The sequence below is a fragment of the Collimonas pratensis genome, assembly GCF_001584185.1.
Taxonomy (GTDB): Bacteria; Pseudomonadota; Gammaproteobacteria; order Burkholderiales; family Burkholderiaceae_D; genus Collimonas; species Collimonas pratensis.
The window spans coordinates 2,050,968-2,072,446 of record NZ_CP013234.1 but is presented as its reverse complement, the minus strand read 5'-3'; the positions used below and the strand labels follow the sequence as shown (position 1 = coordinate 2,072,446).

4 protein-coding genes and 2 pseudogenes are annotated in these 21,479 nt (G+C 63.4%); 2 read left to right on the top strand and 4 right to left on the bottom strand.

The window, feature by feature from the left end:
- Positions 1–36 precede the first annotated feature (36 nt).
- Entirely contained in the window at positions 37–993 is a 957-nt protein-coding gene (locus CPter91_RS09475; protein ID WP_061939616.1) for a lipase secretion chaperone, read from the bottom strand.
- An 8-nt stretch (positions 994–1,001) separates the two neighbouring features.
- On the bottom strand, positions 1,002–1,976 hold the full coding sequence (locus CPter91_RS09470) for a lipase family alpha/beta hydrolase (protein ID WP_082792740.1): 975 nt from the start codon (positions 1,974–1,976) through the stop codon (positions 1,002–1,004).
- A gap of 200 nt (positions 1,977–2,176) precedes the next feature.
- Here CPter91_RS09470 and CPter91_RS09465 point away from each other — a divergent pair, with 200 nt between their 5' ends.
- Positions 2,177–2,707, top strand: coding sequence for a PaaI family thioesterase (locus CPter91_RS09465; RefSeq protein WP_061939612.1), 531 nt, complete (start codon positions 2,177–2,179; stop codon positions 2,705–2,707).
- Positions 2,708–3,053: 346 nt separating this feature from the next.
- On the top strand, positions 3,054–4,508 hold the full coding sequence (locus tag CPter91_RS09460) for a condensation domain-containing protein (protein ID WP_061939610.1): 1,455 nt from the start codon (positions 3,054–3,056) through the stop codon (positions 4,506–4,508).
- Between the two features lie 64 nt (positions 4,509–4,572).
- Here the strand turns inward: CPter91_RS09460 and CPter91_RS09450 are convergent.
- Positions 4,573–20,093 (bottom strand): annotated as a pseudogene (locus CPter91_RS09450) (non-ribosomal peptide synthase/polyketide synthase).
- Positions 20,085–21,458, bottom strand: a pseudogene (locus CPter91_RS27855) (condensation domain-containing protein); the annotation flags it as partial. The pseudogenes CPter91_RS09450 and CPter91_RS27855, both read right to left, overlap by 9 nt.
- Positions 21,459–21,479 lie beyond the last annotated feature (21 nt).

Here is a 21,479-nt window from a genome sequence, read left to right as displayed (position 1 = left end):
TAAATGCGGTCGGCCCAAAGCGATTTTTCTCCAATTTCAACGGCGGTCCAGCCCCTGCGCCCGCAGGCGCTCGGCAGGGTCGCTGAAGCTCTGGTTGCGTAAGGTCTCGATCTGCCGGTTACGATCTTCTTCGGCGCCGCCGGTCTGTTGGCGGATCTGGTCCGCGGCCTGGCGGTACTGTGCGTAGCGGTCTTGCCAGGCTTGCTCTTCCTGCCCGAGCTGGTCAAAGCGCTGCGCTGCCGCTGGACCAAACTGCTGCGCCATCATGTCGCGCTGCGCCTGCTGGCTGGCGCCCTGCTGCCGCAACTGGCGCAGATCGTCGAAGCTCTTTTGCACCGGATCGGCCGCGCTCAGGCCGCTGCTGGCGCCGCTACGCAAAACCGCCAACGCGCGCAGCGATTCGGCTTCTTCCGCGCCGAACCAGATCTTCGCTACTTCGATACCCAACATGTCTTGCCGCAAACGAGAGAGTTGCGCCAGCCAGGTCGCCATGCGCTCCGCATCCGGCGCCGCCATCTTGCTGTCGGCGGTGACCGCCGGCGGCGTCTGGCGCTCCAGCAGTGCATCGTGCGCCGCCAGATAAGCCACATAGGCATGCGCCAGCCGCTCGCCGTCGGCGTAGGCCGGCGCCGGCAGGCTGCTTTTCAGATACGCCAGCAGCTGAGCCATGTGCTGGCTGCGGGAGCCGGGCAAACCGCCCAACAGGTAGTAGTCGAATACGTCGCGCAAGGCGCGGTTGACTTGCAGATGCTGGTCCGCGCCCACCACCAATCCTGGTGGCGGGCTGGTGTCGCCAGCGCTCGGGAGAACGTCGCTGATAGCGGCGTTCAACTGCGCTGGAGCGGCGCGCTCCAGCGCGTTTGCCGGCGCAACTGGCTGGCTGCCGGCGGCAAGCGCTGCCGATGGCGTCGAGCGGAAGCAAACCAGCTCGGCAACCAGCAAACCAAGCAGCACTGCCGTCAAGGCCAGAATAAACTTGTGTCTGGTCTGCATAGCCGCCCTTACAACCCGGCAGTCTTGAGCCGGTTGGCCTGGGTCCGGATGGTCACCACAGGATCGGCGCTGAACAGGCCGCGCAGACCGAACAGCTGGTTGACTTCGTCCAGATGATTCCAGCCGTAGACGCCCAGCTCGCGGCCGAAGCGCGCGCTGCATACCGGCACCAGGCCGTCATTGGCGCCGCCGCCGGCGGTCTTGATGATGACGCTGCCGAGCACCATCACCGGATCGGTAACGTCGAGAACATTGGTGCCGGCCGAGTTGCCGGTCCAGGAATACAGCAGCTGGGTATTGCCGCTGCGGACTTCCGATGTGGCGCCATTCACGCTGCAGTTGGCGGGCACGCCGGCGCTCGGATAGAGTCGGTTGAAATTCGCGGCGCCGGCCGTGGTCAGCCCGCTCAGGGCCGCCAGCGGGTCCTGCGGCTGCGGATTACCGACAAACAGGCTCAGCAGCTGGCCGAGGACCGAGGTGCCGTCGGCCAGCAGATTCTTCAGTGCCTGCGGCGCCAGGTTGACGGTGTCGGCCACCGGCGTGCCCGCATGCGGCGTGGCGATGGTGGTGACTGAGGCGATCCATTGCGGTTTGACCGCGGCGGCGTAGCGCGAGGTGGTGCCGCCCTGGCTATGCGAAATCAGGTTGACCTTGCTGGCGCCGGTGGCGGCCAGCACGCTGCTGATCTGCTTCAGCAACTCTTCGCCACGCTGCTCATCGCTGTTGAAAGCAGCAACATCGGCGACATACACCGTAGCACCGTTGGCGCGCAGATCGCTGGGGATCTGCCACCAGTAGTCAACCACGCCGAAGTATTTGGAAGTGCCGGCCAGGCCGTGCACCAAGACGATCGGATACTTGGTTTGCGCGTAAGCGCTGGACGCGGCGGTCCCGAACAGGCTGAAGACGGAAGCCTGGGCCTGCCCCAATGGCAGGCAACAGCAAAAGACAGAAGCAACTGCGATTCGGCGTAGCGATTTCATAACCACATCTCCTTATATAAACGCACGGTCGTGCTCTTTTATTGTCTCAATAGTACACATATACAAACCTGTCTACAATCAATACCCATCGTGCAGAGCAGCATTGGAAACCGGCTGCCGGCCGAGGACGGCAGCCGCATCCTGGCCGGCAAGGCATAATGATGCGGGCCGTCGAACCGACAATATCTATAGGAGAAAACATGTCCACCCGAGAAGAAACCCTGGCGCAATGGCAAGCTCAAGAAGCGGCAGTGCGCGCCAAACTGGCAGCTCCCGGCGTCGCCTCGCTGGAGCAGCTGAAACAATACAGCGGCGTTGAATTTTTACAACGCATCCTGGCCGGCGAGCTGCCGATCCCGCCGATTGCGCAGACGCTCGACTTCAACCTGCTGGAAGCGGAGCCGGGCCGTGTCATCTTCCAAGGCACGCCGGGCATGCAGCACTACAACCCGATCGGCAGCGTCCACGGCGGCTACTTCTGCACCTTGCTGGATTCGGCGCTGGGCTGCGCGGTGCAATCCACCCTGCCGAAAGGCAGCGGCTACACCACGCTGGAACTGAAGGTCAACCTGATCCGCGCACTGACCGACAAGACCGGTCCGGTGCGCGCCATCGGCAAGGTGATACAGGTCGGCGGCAGGGTCGGCGTGGCGGAAGCCAATATCGTCGACGTCGATGGAAAAATTTATGCGCACGCGACCACCACTTGCCTGGTGTTTGCGCTACCATAAGCAAACCAGCGGAACGCCTGGCGCAACAATCTGCAGCAAACGCGCCGGGCTGCTTCATCCGCAATACCCCTGTTGGCACCATCTCCATGCTTCCACGCAAATCATCTAACACCAATTTCCGCTTTAAACTAGCTGTCACTTTTTATAGCTAGCAAAGCGAAAATCGAGCGGCTATATTCTTTTCCGCTTGGCAGCGGCCGACAAGCTGCATACCCCCGCTCATTGCACGCAATAGGAAATCCCAAAGACGTTTGTTTTACGCATGCCGCAATGCCGATAGCCGCATCATGCCGTCCGCACGCCGGCGCCTGACCGATCCAGTTTCATTCATGACATGGAGAACTGTTTGGAAATCGTCGTCCATCCCGCTGCCGCGAGTGCGCTCACCGTCAACCAAACGGCGGTGTGGCTTAAAGTCAAATGCGCGACGCCCGGCGACAACTTCAACGTCGCCGAAGCCGTCGATATCGTCGGCGAGATTGATCTCGCACAGTTCCTGGCAGCGATGCAAAAAGTGGCGGATGAAAGCGAGTCTGCGCGTCTGCGCTTGCTTGACTCCGAAGATGGACCGCGACAAATCGTGGAACAGCACTTCGGCGGCGAGCTGCCCTATCTTGATTTCAGCCGCGACCGTGATCCGGAGGCCGCAGCGGAAGCCTGGATGCGTGCCGATTACAGCCGCGCCATCGATTTGATCCGTGGCCGGCCATGGCTGTCGGCATTGCTCCGCACCAGCCGCGACCGCTATATCTGGTATCGCCGCAGCCATCGCATCTTGCCGGACGGCTCGGAACATGGCCGTATGGCGCGCCACCTGGCCGCCGCCTACAGTGCGCTGGGCCGGCACCATCCGCTACCGGCGGCGGCTCCCTCGCCGTCGATTGCGCAGCTGCTGCAGGACGAAAACGCCTATCGTGAATCGGAGCACTACATTGCCGACCGCAACTACTGGACTGGCCGCTTGCACGATGCGCCCGCGCCATTGAGCCTGTCGCTCCAACGCCATTTCAATGGCGACGCTTTGCTACGCCAGACCGCCTGTTTTCCCGCCGCCGGCGTGCAAGCATTGCAGAGCATCGCGCACAAACTGGACATCAGCCTGCCGCAACTCCTGATTGCCGTCACTGTCGCATTCCTGTATCGCGCCAGCGGTGTGACGGACATGCTGATCGGCGTAGCGGCCGGCACGGCAGATGCCCTGCCGCTGCGCCTGGCGCTGAACACAGAACTATCGTTCGAAGAGCTGATGCGCGACATCGGCCGGCAGATACGGCAAATTGCGCTGCATCAGTCTTATCCGTGCGAAGAACTGCGCCATGACTTGCGCAAGCTGTCCGGCCAAAGGGAATTGTTCAGCACCGTGATCAAAGCCGAATCCAACCCTTGCGATTTGCGCTTCGGCAGCCATCCAGCCCGCCTGCGCCAGCTGTGCGACGGCAGCGCGGAAGATCTGGCCATCACCCTCTGCGAGCGCGGCGCCGGCCGCGACCTGGAGATCATTTTTGACGCCAACCCGGCAATCCACAGCGCACAGATGCTGGCCGAACATCAGCGCCGGCTGCTCACTTTTCTGGCCGCAGCCACGCATAGTCCGGCGCAGAAAATCAATCAGCTGGAACTGGCCGATGCAACCGGCCGCAAGCACTTGCCGGCAAGCGCCGAGGATGCGGACCACCCAATCGCAGACAGCCGCCTGGCAACGCTGATAGAACAACAGCTGGCTCGCAAGGAGCCAGCCATCGCACTGCGTTTTGAAGGCGAGTCATCGCCGTCGCGTGCTGCGGAAGACTCACGCAGTTGATGGCAACTGCCACGGCTCAGGCTCAGGCTGATGCTGCCTGAGCCGTGGCGAATTGCTCCATCAATCAAAGCGGCGCAGTGGCCAGCTTCCCTTCCACCCTCACCGCCTCCAGCGCGCTATTCAAGGCATCGGCAAACACTTCTATATGCGGCGAAATCATCATCGACTGATGGGTTCCCGGTACAGGGATGAGCCGCAGCTGCATCTCCGACAGCACTTCACCCCAGCCTCGCAGCGGCTCGTTGACAGTATCTCCCACGGCACTGTAATAGTGCACCGGAATGGCGATCGGCTGCACCGCATACTCGCCATAGGCGCGAATGATGATGCGGCTGTTTTCCATCAGCTGCAGCAAGCCCTGTAAGGAGAATCCCGCCGGGAACAAGCCGCTGCGTCTCGCCATCTGCATCAAGGTCTGGATGTCGGCGTCAGCGGCGGCCGCTTTCAGCTGCTCCATCCCGCTCCGCAGCAGCGGGTCGTTGCTGGCAGCGGCTTCGAGCAGCGTCAGCATCAATTGCTTGTCGCCCAGCTTTTCTTCACGCTCATCGTCGTCGCCGATCGAGCAATGGGTATCGAACAAGCCGACAAACTCAACCTGCTCGCCTTCCCTGATGAACTGCTGCGCCACCTCGTAGGCCAGCACACCGCCGAAGGACCAGCCGGCTAGACGGTAAGGCCCGCTCGGCTGCACTGCGCGTATCAATCCCAGCATGCGCGTCGCCATGCTCTGCACGCTACGCAGCGGCGTTTCTTCAGGCGGCAGCGGCGGCAAACCGTACACCGGGATGCCGGGATCGATGTGCACCGCCAGCATGTGCGCGTAGATCAGCAAGCCGGAGCCTTCGTGCATCAGGAACAAGGGACGCTGGCGGCCGCCGGCACGCACCAGCACCGCCGCATTCTCTGTCTCCAGCGGGTTGAGCTGCGTAATATGTTCGGCCAGAGCCGCTACGGTCGGATAGGTAAACACATCGCTAGCTGAAATCCGCACGCCTTTTTTCTTCAGCAGGGTCACCACTTGCAGGATCGACAGCGAATGGCCGCCCAGTGCGAAGAAGTTGTCGTGACGGCCGACGCTGGCGATCTGCAGCAGCTCCGACCAGATCTCGGCCAGGGCCACCTCGATCTCCCCCTCCGGCGCCGCGTAACCGCCGACAGCATAGGCATCCGCCTCCGGCGCCGGCAGCCGCTTGCGGTCCACTTTGCCGTTCTGCGTCAGCGGCAGCGCCGCCAGCGTGACGTAAGCCGCCGGCACCATATACTCGGGCATGCTGGCGCTCAGGTAGGAACGCAGGGCGTCGACATCAACCGCTTGATTGACAGCGATATAGGCAACCAGGCGCCGCTCTCCCAGATGCTCCTCGCGCGCCATCACCAGCACCTCGCGGATCGCCGGATGCAGGGCCAACCTGGCCTCGATCTCGCCCAGTTCAATGCGGAAACCACGGATCTTGACCTGGAAGTCGTTGCGACCCAGATGCACCAGGTTGCCGTCGGCCTGCCAGCGCGCCAGGTCGCCGGTGCGATACAGCAGCGCGCCAGGGCGGCCGCTGAAACGGTCGGCAACGAAGCGCTGCGCCGTCAGTTCTTCCCGGTTGAGGTAGCCGCAAGCGACGCCGGCGCCACCGATATAGATCTCGCCCGTCACCCCGACCGGCACCGGCTCGCCGTACGCATCCAGCAGATAAATCTGGGTGTTGGCAATCGGCCGGCCTATCGGAATGGTCGGCTGCGCCGCGTCAATCGCCGTTACCTCGTAGGTAGTGGCGTAGGTCGTGGTTTCGGTCGGCCCGTAGCAGTGAATCAGATGCTGCGGCCGGCCGGCCGCCAGCACGCGTGCAAAAGCGGCCGGGTCGCAGCGCTCGCCGCCGGTCAGCAGAAAACGCAGCTGGCGGAAGGCATCCGGCACGATCGCCGCACACTGGTTGAACACTGCCGTGGTCAGGAACAGCGTGGTGACGCCCTGCTGTTCCAGCGCATCGGCAAAGCGCAGCGGATCGAGGAACACTTCCTTGTCGATCACCACGATACGGCCGCCGTTCAGCAAGGCGCCCCAGATTTCCATGGTGGAAGCGTCGAAAGCCGGATTGGCGGCGAAAGCGATGCGGTCACTGGCGTCAAAAGCCGCATAGCCGTTTTCCAGCACCAGGCGCTTGATGCCGCGCTGTGGCACCAGCACGCCTTTCGGCTGCCCGGTCGAGCCTGAGGTGTACATGATGTAGGCAATCGTCTCGTCGTCGCCGCCCGGCGCCAGGTTATCGGCGGCATAGGCACTGGCGGCGATCTGGTCCAGGTTGACCCTGGTGAGCGCGGCCTGTTCCGGCCAGGCCGCGCCGCTCAGCGTCAGCAGCAAGCTGGCGCCGCTATCTTGCGCCATGAAAATCTTGCGCTCGTCCGGCAGGCTGCCGTCTATCGGCACATAGGCGGCGCCACACTTGAGGATCGCCAGTTCGGCCACGATCAGCGGCAGCGAGCGTTCCAGCTGCAAGACTACCCGGTCATTGCGCCGAACGCCCAACTGCCGCAAGTGATGCGCCAGCTGATTGGCCTGGCGGTTCAGTTCGGCATAGCTCAGCTGATGGACGCCATGCACCGCCGCCACCGCATCCGGCCTCTGCACCGCCTGCGCCTCGAACAGCTGCGGCAGCAAGGGCGCCGGGTTGACGGCGTCGGTCTGGTTCCAGTGCTGCACGATCTGCTGGCGTTGAGCTGCACTCATCAGCGGCAGGTTGGCCAGCGGCCGGCTGTCGTCGCTGACCATGGCCTGCAGCAGGCACTGCCAGTAGCCGAGGTAGCGCTCGATCGTGCTGCGCTCGAACAAGGCGCTGGCATATTCCAGCACGCCGGCAATCGCATCGCCAGATTCTTCCAGCGACAAGGTCAGGTCGAACTTTGCGGTCACTTGCTTGAAAGGCAGCTGCGTCAGCTCCAGGCCGGGCAGCCGCAGTTTGCCTTGCGGCGCGTTCTGCCACGCAAACATGACCTGGAACAAAGGGCTATGCGCCATACTGCGTACCGGATGGGTATGCTCCACCACCTGTTCAAACGGCAGTTCTTGGTGCTGCTGGGCCGCCAGCGACTGTTGCTTCACCTGCTCCAGCAACGCGCCCACCGTCGCCTGCTCCGGCAAACGGATGCGCAACGCCAGCGTGTTGACGAAAAATCCGATCAGGCCTTCCACTTCCTGCTGGTTGCGGTTGGCCGTCGGCGTGCCGATCACCACCTCGTCCTGCCCTGCCAGCCGACCCAGCAACAGGGCCCAGCTGCTCAACAGCGTCATGTGCAAGGTGCTGCCGTGGCGCTGGCTCAAGGCCTTCAGCTTTCTGGTCAACCCGGCATCCAGCGCTGTCGCTACCTGCGCACCGGCATAGTCTTGCTGCAAGGGACGCGAGTAATCGGTGGGCAGTTCCAGCAAGGTCGGCGCGCCTGCCAGGTTTTCTTTCCAGTAGGCGGTCTGCTGCTCCAGCACCGCGCCGCTCATCCAGCGCCGCTGCCAGGCAGCGTAATCCGGATACTGCACCGTCAGCGGCGGCAGAGGATCGTGCTCGCCTTGCCGGTAGGCGCTGTACAGCGCGCTGATCTCATCGAGCAGCACGGCGATCGACCAGCCGTCTGAAACGATATGGTGCAGCGTGATCAGCAAGGTGTGCTGGGTACGCGTCTCTTGCAGCAGGCGGCCGCGGATCAGCGGCCCTGCGCCAGGTCGAACGGCGCCGTCGCTTCTTCCGCGATCAGGCGTTCGCGCTCCGCATCGCGTTCCGGATGATGGCGCAAATCGTGTTCCTGCAGATGAAAATGGCTGATATCTGCCGCGGCAACACGCTGTAGCGCGCCCTGGCCTTCGGCAGCGACAAAGCTGGTGCGCAGGGCTTCGTGACGGAACACCAGGCGTTCCAGAGCCTGGACCAGGGCGACCCGGTCCAGTTCACCGTTCAGCTGCAAGCCTAGCGGCACATGGTAGGCCTGGCGTACTTCGCCCATTTGCTCCAGGAACCACAGGCGTTGCTGTGCAAACGACAGTTGCTCTCGCTCGGCGCCGTATATCGTCGTCATTGCCGGCCGCACGTTGGCTTCGCTGCCGGCTACTGCGGTAGCAAAGCCAGCCAGGAAGGGATGCATGAACACCGTGCTCAATGCCACTTCCACGCCAAATGTCTGCCGCAGCCGCGAAATCATCTGCACCGCCAGCAGCGAATGGCCGCCCAGCGAGAAGAAATTGTCGTGGCGACCGACCCGTTCAATTTTCAGCAACTCCGACCAGATCGCCGCCAGCGTAATTTCAGCCGCTCCCTGCGGCGCTGCGTAACTGTTCGCCGCGTAGGCGCCGCCATCCGGCGCCGGCAGGCTATTGCGATCCAGCTTGCCATTCGCTGTCAATGGCAAAGCTGCCAGCGTGACATACGCCGCCGGCACCATGTAGTCGGGCAGATTGACGCTCAGATAGGCGCGCAGCGTTTCAGCATCGACTTCCTGGCTGGTCACCAGATAGGCCACCAGGCGTTTGTCGCCGGGACTGTCTTCGCGCGCAATCACCACGGCCTCGCGTATCGCTGCGTGCGCAGCCAGTTGTGCTTCGATCTCACCCAGTTCGATGCGGAAGCCGCGCAGCTTGATCTGGAAGTCGTTGCGGCCCAGGTACAGCAGATTGCCGTCGGCCTGCCAGCGCGCCAGGTCGCCGGTCTTGTACAGCCGAGCTCCCGGAGTTTTCGAGAAAGGATCGGCGACAAAACGCTGTTCACTCAGCTGCGGCTGGTTCAGGTAGCCGCGCGCCACCTGCACGCCGCCGATATGCAATTCCCCCGCCACACCCAGCGGCACCGGTTCTCCGCGCGCATCGAGGATGTGAATGCTGGTATTCGCAATCGGCTTGCCGATAGGAATGGCGCTCCGGCTTTCTCCGGCAATACTGGTCCAGGCGGTGACATCCACCGCCGCTTCGGTTGGCCCATACAGATTATGCAGCTGGGCCTGCGGCAGCAGCGCATGGAAGCAGTCGACCAGCGCTGCCGGCAAGGCTTCGCCGCTGCACATCACGCGCACAATGCTGTGGCAGGCCGCTGCATCCTCATGCGCGGCAAATACCTGCAGCATGGAGGGCACGAAGTGCAAGGTGGTGACGCCGGCAGCGCGGATGAGTCCGCTCAGGTAGGCCGGATCTTTGTGGCCGTCCGGCTTGGCCAACACCAGCTTGGCGCCTGTCATCAGCGGCCAGAAAAACTCCCACACCGAGACGTCGAAACTGAAAGGCGTCTTTTGCAGCACCACGTCTTGCTGCCCTAACCCATAAGCCTGCTGCATCCATAGCATGCGATTGACGACGCCGCGATGCTCGTTCATCACGCCCTTCGGCTTGCCGGTCGAGCCCGATGTGTAGATCACATACGCCAAAGCCGATGGCGTCAGGTGGCTATAGTCAGGATTGTGGTCCGGGTAGCGGGGCCAGCTTGGCGCTTGCAGATCCAGCAGCGGCAGGTCCGGTCCGATGGACGCACTGACTTGCTGCCAGCCACCTTCGATCCCGGCTTGCGTCAGCACCACGCGTGGCGCGCTGTCGTTTAACATGTAGGCCAGGCGGTCGGCTGGATAAGCCGGATCCAGCGGCACGTAGGCCGCGCCCGCCTTCAGCACCGCCAGCAAGGCAACCACCATGGCCGGGCTGCGTTCGACGCAGATCGCCACCCGCTGGTCCGGCTCGACGCCCAGCTCACGCAGATAGTGCGCCAGCTGATTGGCCTGGCGATTCAGTTCGGCGTAGCTAAGCTGTGTAGCGCCGAACTCCAGCGCCACTGCCTGCGGCGTGCGTTCGGCCTGGATTTCGCATAGCTGATGCAGCAGGAACTCCCCCTCAGGATAGCTGACCCGGGTAGCATTCCAGCTTGCCAGCTGCTGCCGCTCCGCCTCGCCCAGCAAGGGCAGGCTGGCGACCGGCTGCGCATCGTCGTCGACCATGGCTTCCAGCAGCCGCTGCCAATAGCCGAGATAGCGTTGCACCGTGTCCGCTTCAAACAGCGCGGTCGCATATTCCAGCGAACCGGCCACCGTACCGTCGGTTTCGCCCAGCGCCAGGGTCAGGTCGAACTTGGCGGTCACCTGCCTGAGCGCCAGCGGCGTCAGTTCCAGTCCCGCCAGCTGCGGCCTGCCTTGCGGTGCGTTTTGCCAGGAAAACATCACCTGGAACAAGGGACTGTGCGCCATGCTGCGTAGCGGACGGGTGTGCTCTACCACCTGCTCAAACGGGATTTCCTGATGCTGCTGGGCTGCCAGCGATTGCTGCCTGACATGTTCCAGCAAAGTCGCCACCGTCATCTGTTCCGGCAGCTGAATGCGCAGCGCCAGCGTATTCACGAAAAAGCCGATCAAGCCTTCCACTTCCTGCTGGCTGCGGTTGGCCGCCGGCGTGCCGATGACGATATCGTCTTGTCCTGACAGGCGGCTCAACAGCAGCGCCCAGCTGCTCAACAAAGTCATGTACAGCGTGCTGCCATGGCGCTGGCTCAAAGCCTTCAGCTTGCGCGTCAGTGCGGCATCGAGCCTGATGTCGATACTGGAGCCGGCATAATCTTGCTGCGGTGGACGCGGATAGTCGGCCGGCAGCTCCAGCAAGGTCGGCGCGCCGGACAAGCTATGCTTCCAGTAGGCGGTCTGCTGTTCCAGCACGGTGTCGTTCAGCCAGCGCCGCTGCCATGCAGCGTAATCCGGATATTGCAGCGCCAGGACTGGCAGCGGGTCATGCTGTCCCTGCCGGTAGGCGTTGTAGAGCGCGCTGATTTCATCCAGCAGCAGACCGGTCGACCAGCCATCCGAGACAATATGATGGGCCGTGATCAGCAACGTATGCCGAGTCCGCGTCTCTTGCAGCAGCAGACCACGGATCAGCGGCCCTTGCGCCAGATCGAAAGGCCGCGCCGCCTCCTCAGCCAGCAGGCGCTGCCGTTCCTCGTCACGTTCGGGATGGTGCCGCAAATCATGTTCCAGCAGCCGGAAATGACTCAGTTCGGCCGGCGCGACGCGCTGAATCGCGGCATGCTCTTCAGTCTCGGTAAAAGTGGTGCGCAGCGCTTCATGGCGGAATACCAGGCGTTCCAGCGCCTGTACCAGGGCGATGCGGTCGAGTTCACCGTCCAGCTGCAAGCCCAGCGGGATATGGTAAGCATGGCCGATCCCGCCCATCTGCTCCAGGAACCACAGGCGTTGCTGGGCAAACGACAATTGTTGACGTTCTTCAGCGCCAGCGACAGTCAGCGGCGGCCGCACGTTGGCAGCGCCGGCCAGCAACTGGGCGGAAAAGTCGTGCAGCACCGGATGCGCAAACAAGGTGCTGATCGCCAGCTCGATATCGAACACCTGCCTGATGCGCGAAATCATCTGCACCGCCACCAGCGAATGGCCGCCGAGCGAGAAGAAATTATCGTAACGGCCGATGCGTTCGACCCGCAGCAGCTGCGACCAGATGGCCGCCATGGCGCTTTCGGTTGCGCCTTCGGGCGCGGCATAGCCGCTCACGGCAAAAGCGTCGGCTTCTGGCGCCGGCAGCTGCTTGCGGCTCAGCTTGCCGTTCTGCGTCAGCGGCAGCGCCGCCAGCGTGACGTAAGCCGCCGGCACCATGTACTCGGGCATGCTGGCGCTCAAATGGGAGCGTAGGGCCGCCGCATCGATTTCTTCATTGAGGACGGGGTTAAGCACAATATAGGCCACCAGGCGCTTATCGCCAGGGCCATCCTCGCGCGCAATCACGACTGCTTCGCGGATCGCCGGATGCGCGGCCAGCCTGGCTTCGATCTCGCCCAGTTCGATACGGAAGCCACGGATCTTGACCTGGAAGTCGTTGCGCCCCAGGTGCACCAGGTTGCCGTCGGCCTGCCAGCGCGCCAGGTCGCCGGTACGATATAGCAGTGCACCGGGGTGCCCGCTAAAACGGTCGGCAATGAAGCGCTCTGCCGTCAACTCATCCCGGTTCAGGTAGCCGCGCGCTATGCCGGCGCCGCCGATATACATCTCTCCGGCCACGCCAACCGGCACCGGCTCGCCTTGGGCGTCCAGCAGATACACCTGGGTGCTGGCAATCGGCCGGCCTATCGGCAAGCTCGCTTCGGCGGCATCAAGCGCCGTCACTTCGTAGGTCGTGGCATAGGTGGTGGCCTCGGTCGGGCCGTAGCAATGGATCAGGTGCTGCGGCTTGCCGGCTGCCAGCACGCGTGCAAAGGCGGCCGGATCGCAGCGCTCGCCGCCGGTCATCAGGAAGCGCAAGCGGCTGAATGCCTCCGGCACCAGCGCCGCACATTGATTGAAGACCGCCGTGGTGAGAAACAACGTGGTGACGCCTTGCTGTTCGAGCTTGCCGGCCAGTTGCAGCGGATCGAGGAAGACTTCCTTGTCGATCACCACGATGCAGCCGCCATTCAGCAAGGCGCCCCAGATTTCCAGAGTCGACGCGTCGAAGGCCGGATTGGCGGCGAAAGCAATGCGGTCGCTGGCGTCAAAGGCCGCATAGCCGTTCTCCAGCACCAGGCGCTTGATGCCGCGCTGCGGCACCAGCACCCCTTTCGGCTGCCCGGTCGAGCCCGATGTGTACATGATGTAGGCAATCGTTTCGTCGTCACCGCCCGGGGTAAGGTTGTCGGCGGCGTAGGCGTTGGCGGCGATCTGGTCCAGGTTGATCCTGGTCAGCGCTGCCGCTACCGGCCAATGGTCGCCGCTGCATGCCAGCAGGACGCTGGCGCCGCTGTCGCCGGCCATGAAAATCTTGCGCTCCTCCGGCAAACTGCCGTCTATCGGCAGGTAGGCGGCGCCGCACTTGAGCACGGCCAGTATTGCCACAATCAGCGGCAAGGAGCGTTCCAGCTGCAGCAGCACCCGGTCATTGCGCTTGACGCCCAGCTGGCGCAGATGATGCGCCAGCTGATTGGCCTGGCGATTGAGTTCGGCATAACTCAGTTGGGCCGAGCCATGCACCACCGCCACTGCCAGCGGTGTCTTGGCCGCCTGCGCCTCGAACAGCTGCGGCAGCAGTTGTTTTGGATGCCGCGCCTGGGTCGCGTTCCAGCCCTTGACGACTTGCTGCCGTTCTTGCGCCGGCATCACATCGATGCTGTTGACAGCGCGCTCGGGGGTTGCTTCCAGCGCCGCGACCAAGCCTTCCAGCGCCATCTGCATGAAGCCGCACACGCGCACTGCACCTACCGCAGGCGTGACTTGCGCGGTCAGGGCAAAACCTTGTCCCAGGTCATCGACCGACAGGCTCAGGGGATAGTTGCTGCGTTCTTCTCCTGAAATCTGCGTGATGCCTTCCCAGATCGCCTGTTCAGCCGGCGATGGCTCGCCGAGCACGCTGTGGCGATAATTCAGCAGAGCCGAGAACAAGGGCTGCGGCGCTGCAATCGCGCTAGCCCGTTGCGCCTGCGCCAGCGAGGCATGCTCATGTTCCATCAGCTGCGCCAGCAAGGCGTGCGTATGCCGCACGCTGACCGCCGCCCCCTGAGTATCAATGTTCAGGCGCAGAGGCAGGGTATTGACTAGCAAGCCCATCATGCGGTCGGCGCCTTCGCCGCCCTGCATGCGGCCGAACAACACCGTGCCAAACACCACATCGCTGCGGCCGGCGACCCGCGCCAGCACCAGCGCCCAGGCCAGATGGCAGAGGCTGGCGGCGCCCACACCCAGCTGCCGCGCCTGCTGCCGCAAACGCCGCGACAGTTCCGCGCTGAGCCGTACGTGGCCTTCTTCCAGGCCGGCGCCATCGCCATGTACCTCCAGCAAGCCGAAGGGCGCGGTCGGTTCGTCTACATCCCCCAGCAACTCCCGGAAGAAGCTTTCATGGATCTCGGTATTGCCGCCCAGCCGGGCTTGCGCCACGTAATTGCGGAACTGCAGCGGCGCCGGCAATTGGGCCTGCAGGCCTTGCAGGTGCGCCGCAATTTCGGCATGCACCACTTCCAGAGTGGTGTGATCGCTGACCAGGTGATGCATCAGGGTCAGCAGCACCCAGCGCTGCTGCGCGGCGTCGTAGGCAAAGGCGGTGCGCATCATGGGTGCCTGCGACAAGTCGAGGCGCGTTTGGCGCGGGTCGAAACGTGCGCGCAACAGGCGCGCGACGTCACCCTCCAGCATCAATTCTTCCTGCACCAGCGGCGCCGTGCGCCACACCACCTGCAGCGGCTCCGGCACGCCTTCCCAGACAATCGCGGTACGCAGCACGTCGTGGCGCTGTATCACGCTTTGCAAGGCCGACAGATAGGTTTCCAGGCGTTGCCGGGTATCGAAGCTGGTCATGCCCACCAGCAGATAGGGATCGCCCTCCTTTGCCATCAGGTGATGGAACAGGATTCCTTCCTGCAACGGCGCCAGCGGATAGATATCCTGCACATTGGCGGCGCCGCCCGGCACTCGTTCGACCACGCGCGCAATGTCCGCCTCGCTCAGGTTCACTAGTGGCAGCATTGCCGGAGTAATCTGCTCGCAACCAGCCGGAATCAGATTAGCCGGCACCGCCACCAACCGGCTTTCGGCGCCGACCGACGCCGCCAGTCCGGCCAGCGTCGGCGTCGCAAACAGCGCCCGCACCTCGGCCGCCAAGCCTTGCTGGCGCATCTTTTCCATCAAGCTCACTGCCAGCAGCGAATGGCCACCCAGCGAAAAGAAATTGTCGTGGCGGCCGATGCGTTCGATCTGCAGCAGCGCCGACCAGATCGCCGCCAGCGCGATTTCGGTCTCCCCTTGCGGCGCTTCATAGCTGCTGGCGGCGTAGGCATCGCTGGCCGGCGCCGGTAAATTCTTGCGGTCCAGCTTGCCATTGGCCGTCAGCGGCAAGGCTGCCAGTGTGACGTAGGCAGCCGGCACCATATAGTCCGGCACATGCAGGCTCAGGTGCGCGCGCAGCGTTTCAGCATCGACTTCCTCGTTGACGACGCGATTGGGCACAATATAGGCCACCAGGCGCTTGTCGCCTGGCGTATCTTCACGCGCTATCACCACCGCTTCGCGGATCGCCGCATGCGTGGCCAATTGCGCTTCGATTTCGCCCAGCTCGATGCGGAAACCGCGGATCTTGACCTGAAAGTCGTTGCGGCCCAGGTACACCAATGTGCCGTCGGCCTGCCAGCGCGCCAGGTCGCCGGTCTTGTACAGTCGCGCACCAGGCGCTTGCGAAAAACGGTCGGCCACGAAGCGCTGCTCGGTCAGTTCCGGCTGGTTCAGGTAGCCGCGCGCGACGCTGGCGCCGCCCACGTACAGCTCGCCAGGCACGCCTACCGGCGCCGGCTGGCCCTGCGCATCCAGCAGATACACACTAAGATCCGGTATGCGCACGCCGATCGGGCTGACGCCGCCGCGCACGGTATCGGCGACATCGATAGGCTGGTAAGTGACATGGACCGTGGTCTCGGTGATTCCGTACATATTGATCAGCTGCGTGGCGCAACCCTGGTTCTGTGCATACCAAGGAATCAGGGTTGCCGGTTCCAGCGCCTCGCCGCCGAAAATCACCTGCCGCAACTGATGCGCCTGCGCTCCCTCGCCCTGCGCGGCAATCAGCTGGCGGAAGGCGCTTGGCGTCTGGTTCAGGATGGTCACTTGCTCGCGGCAGAGCAGGCGATAGAAATCTTCCGCCGAACGCGCTGTTTCCAGCGGCACCACCACCAGCCGGCCGCCATGCAGCAGCGCGCCCCAGATTTCCCATACCGAGAAATCGAAGGCAAAGGAATGGAACAGGGTCCAGACATCTGCTGCGCCGAAATGGAACCAGGCGTCGGTGGCAGCAAACAGGCGCGTCACATTGCGATGCTCGACCACCACGCCTTTCGGCGTGCCGGTCGAACCCGAGGTGTAGATCACGTAAGCCATGTCCGAGGGCGTCAGATGGCTGCCGTCAGGATTATGGTCCGGATAGTCGCTCCAGACTGGCGCCAGCAGATCCAGCACCGGCAAGCCTGGTGCAATGGTCGCTTTTACCTGCGGCCAACCACCTTCGATCCCATCCTGCGTCAGCACTACCCGCGGTGCACTGTCGCTCAGCATGTGTGCCAGGCGGTCCGCCGGATAAGCCGGATCCAGCGGCACGTAGGCCGCACCTGCCTTCAGCACGGCCAGCAAGGCAACCATCATGGCCAGGCCGCGCTCGACGCAGATCGCCACCCGGTCGTCCGGCTGGATGCCCAGTTCGCGCAGGTAGTGCGCCAGCTGATTGGCCTGGCGGTTGAGCTCGGCATAACTGAGCTGCTCCGCGCGGTGCACGACTGCCACTGCCAGCGGTGTCCTTTCCACCTGCGCTTCGAACCGCTGCGGCAAGCGCTGCCCAGGATGCCGTGCCTGCATGGCGTTCCAGCCGTTGACTATTTCATGCCGCTCGCTTGCGGGCATGACGTCGATGCTGTTGATGGCGCGTTCCGGCGTTGCCTCCAGCGCCGTGACCAGACCTTCCAGCGCCGTTTGCATGTAACCGCAAATGCGCATTGCGCCCACCGCAGGCGTCACTTGCGCGGTCAGGGCGAAACCTTGTCCCATGTCGTCGACCGACAGGCTCAGGGGATAATTGCTGCGTTCTTCTCCTGAAATCTGCGTGATGCCTTGCCACACGGCCTGTTCTGCCGGCGATGGATCGCCGAGCGTGCTGTGGCGGTAGTTGAGCAAGGCCGAGAACAAGGGCTGCGGCGCGGCGATCGCGCTGGCCCTTTGCGCCAGCGCCAGCGAGGCGTGCTCATGCTCCATCAACTCCACCAGCAAGGCGTGGGTATGGCGCACACTGGCCGCCACGCCTTGTCCATCGATATTGACCCGCAACGGCAACGTATTGATCAGCAAGCCCATCATGCGGTCGGCACCCTCGCCGCCCTGCATGCGGCCGAACAGCACCGTGCCAAACACCACATCGCTGCGGCCGGCGACCCGCGCCAGCACCAGCGCCCAGGCCAGATGGCAGAGGCTGGCGGCGCTCACACCGAGTTGCCGCGCCTGCTGCCGCAAACGCTGCGAGAGTACTGCATCGAGCCGTACATGCCTCTCTTCCAGGCCATCGCCGTCGCCATGCACCTCCAGCAAGCCGAAGGGTGCGGTCGGTTCATCGACACCCGCCAGCATCTGGCGGAAAAATGTTTCATGCGCTTCGGTGCTGGCGCCCAGCCTGGCTTGCGCGACGTAATTGCGGAATTGCAGCGGCGCCGGCAATTGCGCTTGCCGGCCCTGCAGATGCTCCCCGATCTCGGCGTGGATGACTTCCAGGGTGGTGTGATCGTTGATCAGGTGATGCACCAGTGTCAGCAGCAGCCAGCGTTGCTGCGCGGCGTCGTAGGCAAAGCTGGTGCGCATCAGGGGTGCTTGCGTGAGATCCAGCCGGGTATGGCGAGGATCGGAGCGCGCCCGCAATTGGCCGGCAACGTCGCCGTCGGCCGGATCGAGAATCAGTTCTTCCTGCACCAGCGGCGCCGTGCGCCACACCACCTGCAGCGGCTCCGGCACGCCTTCCCAGACAATCGCGGTACGCAGCACGTCGTGGCGCTGTATCACGCTTTGCAAGGCCGACAGATAGGTTTCGAGGCGTTGCCGGGTATCAAAACTGGTCATGCCCACCAGCAAATAGGGATCGCCCTCTTGCGCCATCAAGTGATGGAACAGGATCCCTTCCTGCAACGGCGCCAGCGGATAGATATCCTGCACATTGGCGGCGCCGCCCGGCACTCGTTCGACCACGCGCGCAATGTCCGCCTCGCTCAGGTTCACTAGTGGCAGCATTGCCGGAGTAATCTGCTCGCAACCAGCCGGAATCAGATTGGCCGGCACCGCCACCAACCGGCTTTCCGTACCGACCGACGCCGCCAACCCCGCCAAGGTCGGTGTCGCAAACAGCGCCCGCACCTCGGCCGCCAAGCCTTGCAGGCGCATCTTTTCCATCAAGCTCACTGCCAGCAGTGAATGACCACCCAGCGAAAAGAAATTGTCGTGGCGGCCGATGCGTTCGATCTGCAGCAGCGCCGACCAGATCGCCGCCAGCGCGATTTCTGTCTCCCCTTGCGGCGCTTCATAGCTGCTGGCGGCGTAGGCATCGCTGGCCGGCGCCGGTAAATTCTTGCGGTCCAGCTTGCCATTGGCCGTCAGCGGCAAGGCTGCCAGTGTGACGTAGGCAGCCGGCACCATATAGTCCGGCACATGCAGGCTCAGGTGCGCGCGCAGCGTTTCAGCATCGACTTCCTCGTTGACGACGCGATTGGGCACAATATAGGCCACCAGGCGCTTGTCGCCTGGCGTATCTTCACGCGCTATCACCACCGCTTCGCGGATCGCCGCATGCGTGGCCAATTGCGCTTCGATTTCGCCCAGCTCGATGCGGAAACCGCGGATCTTGACCTGAAAGTCGTTGCGGCCCAGGTACACCAATGTGCCGTCGGCCTGCCAGCGCGCCAGGTCGCCGGTCTTGTACAGTCGCGCACCAGGCGCTTGCGAAAAACGGTCGGCCACGAAGCGCTGCTCGGTCAGTTCCGGCTGGTTCAGGTAGCCGCGCGCGACGCTGGCGCCGCCGATGTGCAACTCGCCGGGCACGCCCACCGGTACCGGCTCTCCCTCACGGTCCAGCAGATAGATCTGGGTGTTGGCAATCGGCCGGCCTATATGCAAGACCTTGTCCTCCGCCGTCAGGCGGCCCGAGGTCGCTACCACCGCGGTCTCGGTCGGCCCGTAGTTGTTGACCAAGGAGAACGGCATGTCGCTCTGTAGGCCAAGCCGCAGGCGGTCGCCGCCGGTCAGCAGATGGCGCAGTTGCGGATTGCTGATGCCATTACGCATGGCGTGTTCGGCCATAGGCGTCGGCAGGAAACTCACGTCCAGCGCCTGCTCGCGCCACCATGCCAGCACAGTGGCGGCGTCGTGGTCCTGCGGCGGCAGCAGCAGGCTGGCGCCGGCGCTCAAGGTGGGCCAGATTTCCCAGACCGCGGCGTCGAAACCCAGCCGCGCCACGCAAGAGGTACGCTGGCCGGCCCGCACATCAAATGCCGCGCAATGCCAGTGCACCAGATTGAGCAGGTTGCGATGTTCAACCATCACGCCTTTCGGCGTGCCGGTCGAGCCGGATGTATAGATCACGTAGGCCAGGCTGGACGGCAAAAGATCGCCGCTGTCGGGATTGTGTTCTGGGTATCCGCTCCAGCTTGGCGTTTGCAGGTCCAGCACTGGCAAGTCGGCTGCGATTGCCGCCCTCACCTGTTGCCAGCCTCCGGTAATTCCTGCTTGCGTCAGCACTACCCGTGGGGCGCTGTCGTGCAGCATGTGCGCCAGGCGGTCCGCCGGGTAAGCCGGATCCAGCGGCACATAGGCCGCGCCTGCCTTCAATACCGCCAACAAACCCATCACCATCGGCAAGCCGCGCTCAACGCACACAACCACCCTGTCGTCAGGCTGGACGCCTAGCTCGCGCAGGTAATGCGCCAATTGATTGGCCTGGCGGTTGAGTTCGGCGTAGCTTAGCTGCGCCGCGCCCTGTTCCACCGCCAGCGCCTGTGGCGTCCGTTCCGCTTGCGCCTCGAACAACTGCGGCAGCAAAGCCGCAGGATAGCTGGCCTCGGTCGCGTTCCATGTGCTGACAATCTGGTGCCGCTCCGCCACGCTGAGCAGGGGCAGCTGATCAAGCGGGCAGTCGGCGCCTGACAGCACCGCATCCATCAGCAAGGCCATGCGGCTTTGGATGCGGACGATTTCATCGCGCGTGAAATGGCGCGTGTTGTAATCGAACACCACCAGCACATCCTGGTCCTCGTGGAAATTTCGCACCGACATCGCCAGCGGCGTCTGTTCATAGCCATGGTCCAGCTTGGCGCCGCTGGCCAGCCCTGCCCCCATGGGAAAATCGGTATTGAAGACTTCAAAGGACAGCGACACATCGAACAACTGACGATAGCCGCTCTGCACCACGTTGTGTAGGCGGTTGATTTCTGCGATCGGAAAGCGCTGGTGCCGGTAGCAGCGCCGCAATTCCTTGGCAACCGCCGCCAGCGCCTGCGCAAACGGCTGTTGCCGGTCCAGCGCGAAGCCGACCGGAATGATCGATGAAAACATGCCGATGGTGTTTTTTTCGCGGGCATTGCTGCGGTTATGTATCGGCACGCCGATCACCACTTCGTCCAGGTCGACGCTGCGGGCGAAATAGACGCTGGTCAGCGCCAGCATGAAGTCCGAAGCGGAAAAACCGTGTCCGGCTGCATACGCTGTCATTTTTTCAAACTGAGGACGCCCGATCGGCCAGTACACCTGTTCGCTGGGCGCCAGCGTCTTGGCGGCGAGCGCGCTGTCGCCCGCCACCAACCGCGCCGGCAGCTGCGCAAAGCGCTGGCGCCAGAATTCCTTGTCGAGCGCAAAGCGCGCGGAAGAGAAATAGTCCTGGTCCTTGGCAAGAAAATCCAGATAGGATGGCGCCGCTTCCGCCACCGTACTGTCCAGCCCCAACAGCCGATTGTAGGCGCGGGTAATGCCGGCGAAGCTCTGTGAAGTGCTGATGCCATCCGCAACCAGATGGTGATAGCACAGCAGCCAGTAGTAACGCACAGGACTGACGCGTATCAGCACGGTTTTCCATAACAGTCCTCCATACAGATCAAAGCTCTGCTTGAACATCTGCTCCATGTACTGGCGCGCGCGCTGGTCGCCATCGGCCTCACCCGAGAAATCCAGCAGCGGCAAGCCAAACTCGACCGACGGCAGCAGCCGTTGCCGCGCCACGCCCTCAGTCTTGATCAAGGTCAGGCGCGATGCATCGTTGGCCATGGCGAAGTCGCGGATGGCTTGCTCCAGCAGCTGCGGATCGATCGCCGCGTCGATCTGCACCGCCAGGCCGATGTTGTAGTACGGGATATCTGGGTTGAGCATCTGGTCCAGCCAAACCACCTGCTGCACGGAGGAGAGTTCGTGGACGCTGGCGGCGGCGCCGTTGGACAAGGAATTGGATGCAGCTGTTGTTTCAAGCGAATTCGACATGGAAACCCTCTAAGCAGTGTG

What these genes read in the sequence shown, in the direction of transcription:
- CPter91_RS09475 (WP_061939616.1), bottom strand. Translation starts at nt 993, where the DNA reads ATGCAGACCAGACACAAGTTTATTCTGGCCTTGACGGCAGTGCTGCTT.
- CPter91_RS09470 (WP_082792740.1), bottom strand. Translation starts at nt 1,976, where the DNA reads ATGAAATCGCTACGCCGAATCGCAGTTGCTTCTGTCTTTTGCTGTTGC.
- CPter91_RS09465 (WP_061939612.1), top strand. Translation starts at nt 2,177, where the DNA reads ATGTCCACCCGAGAAGAAACCCTGGCGCAATGGCAAGCTCAAGAAGCG.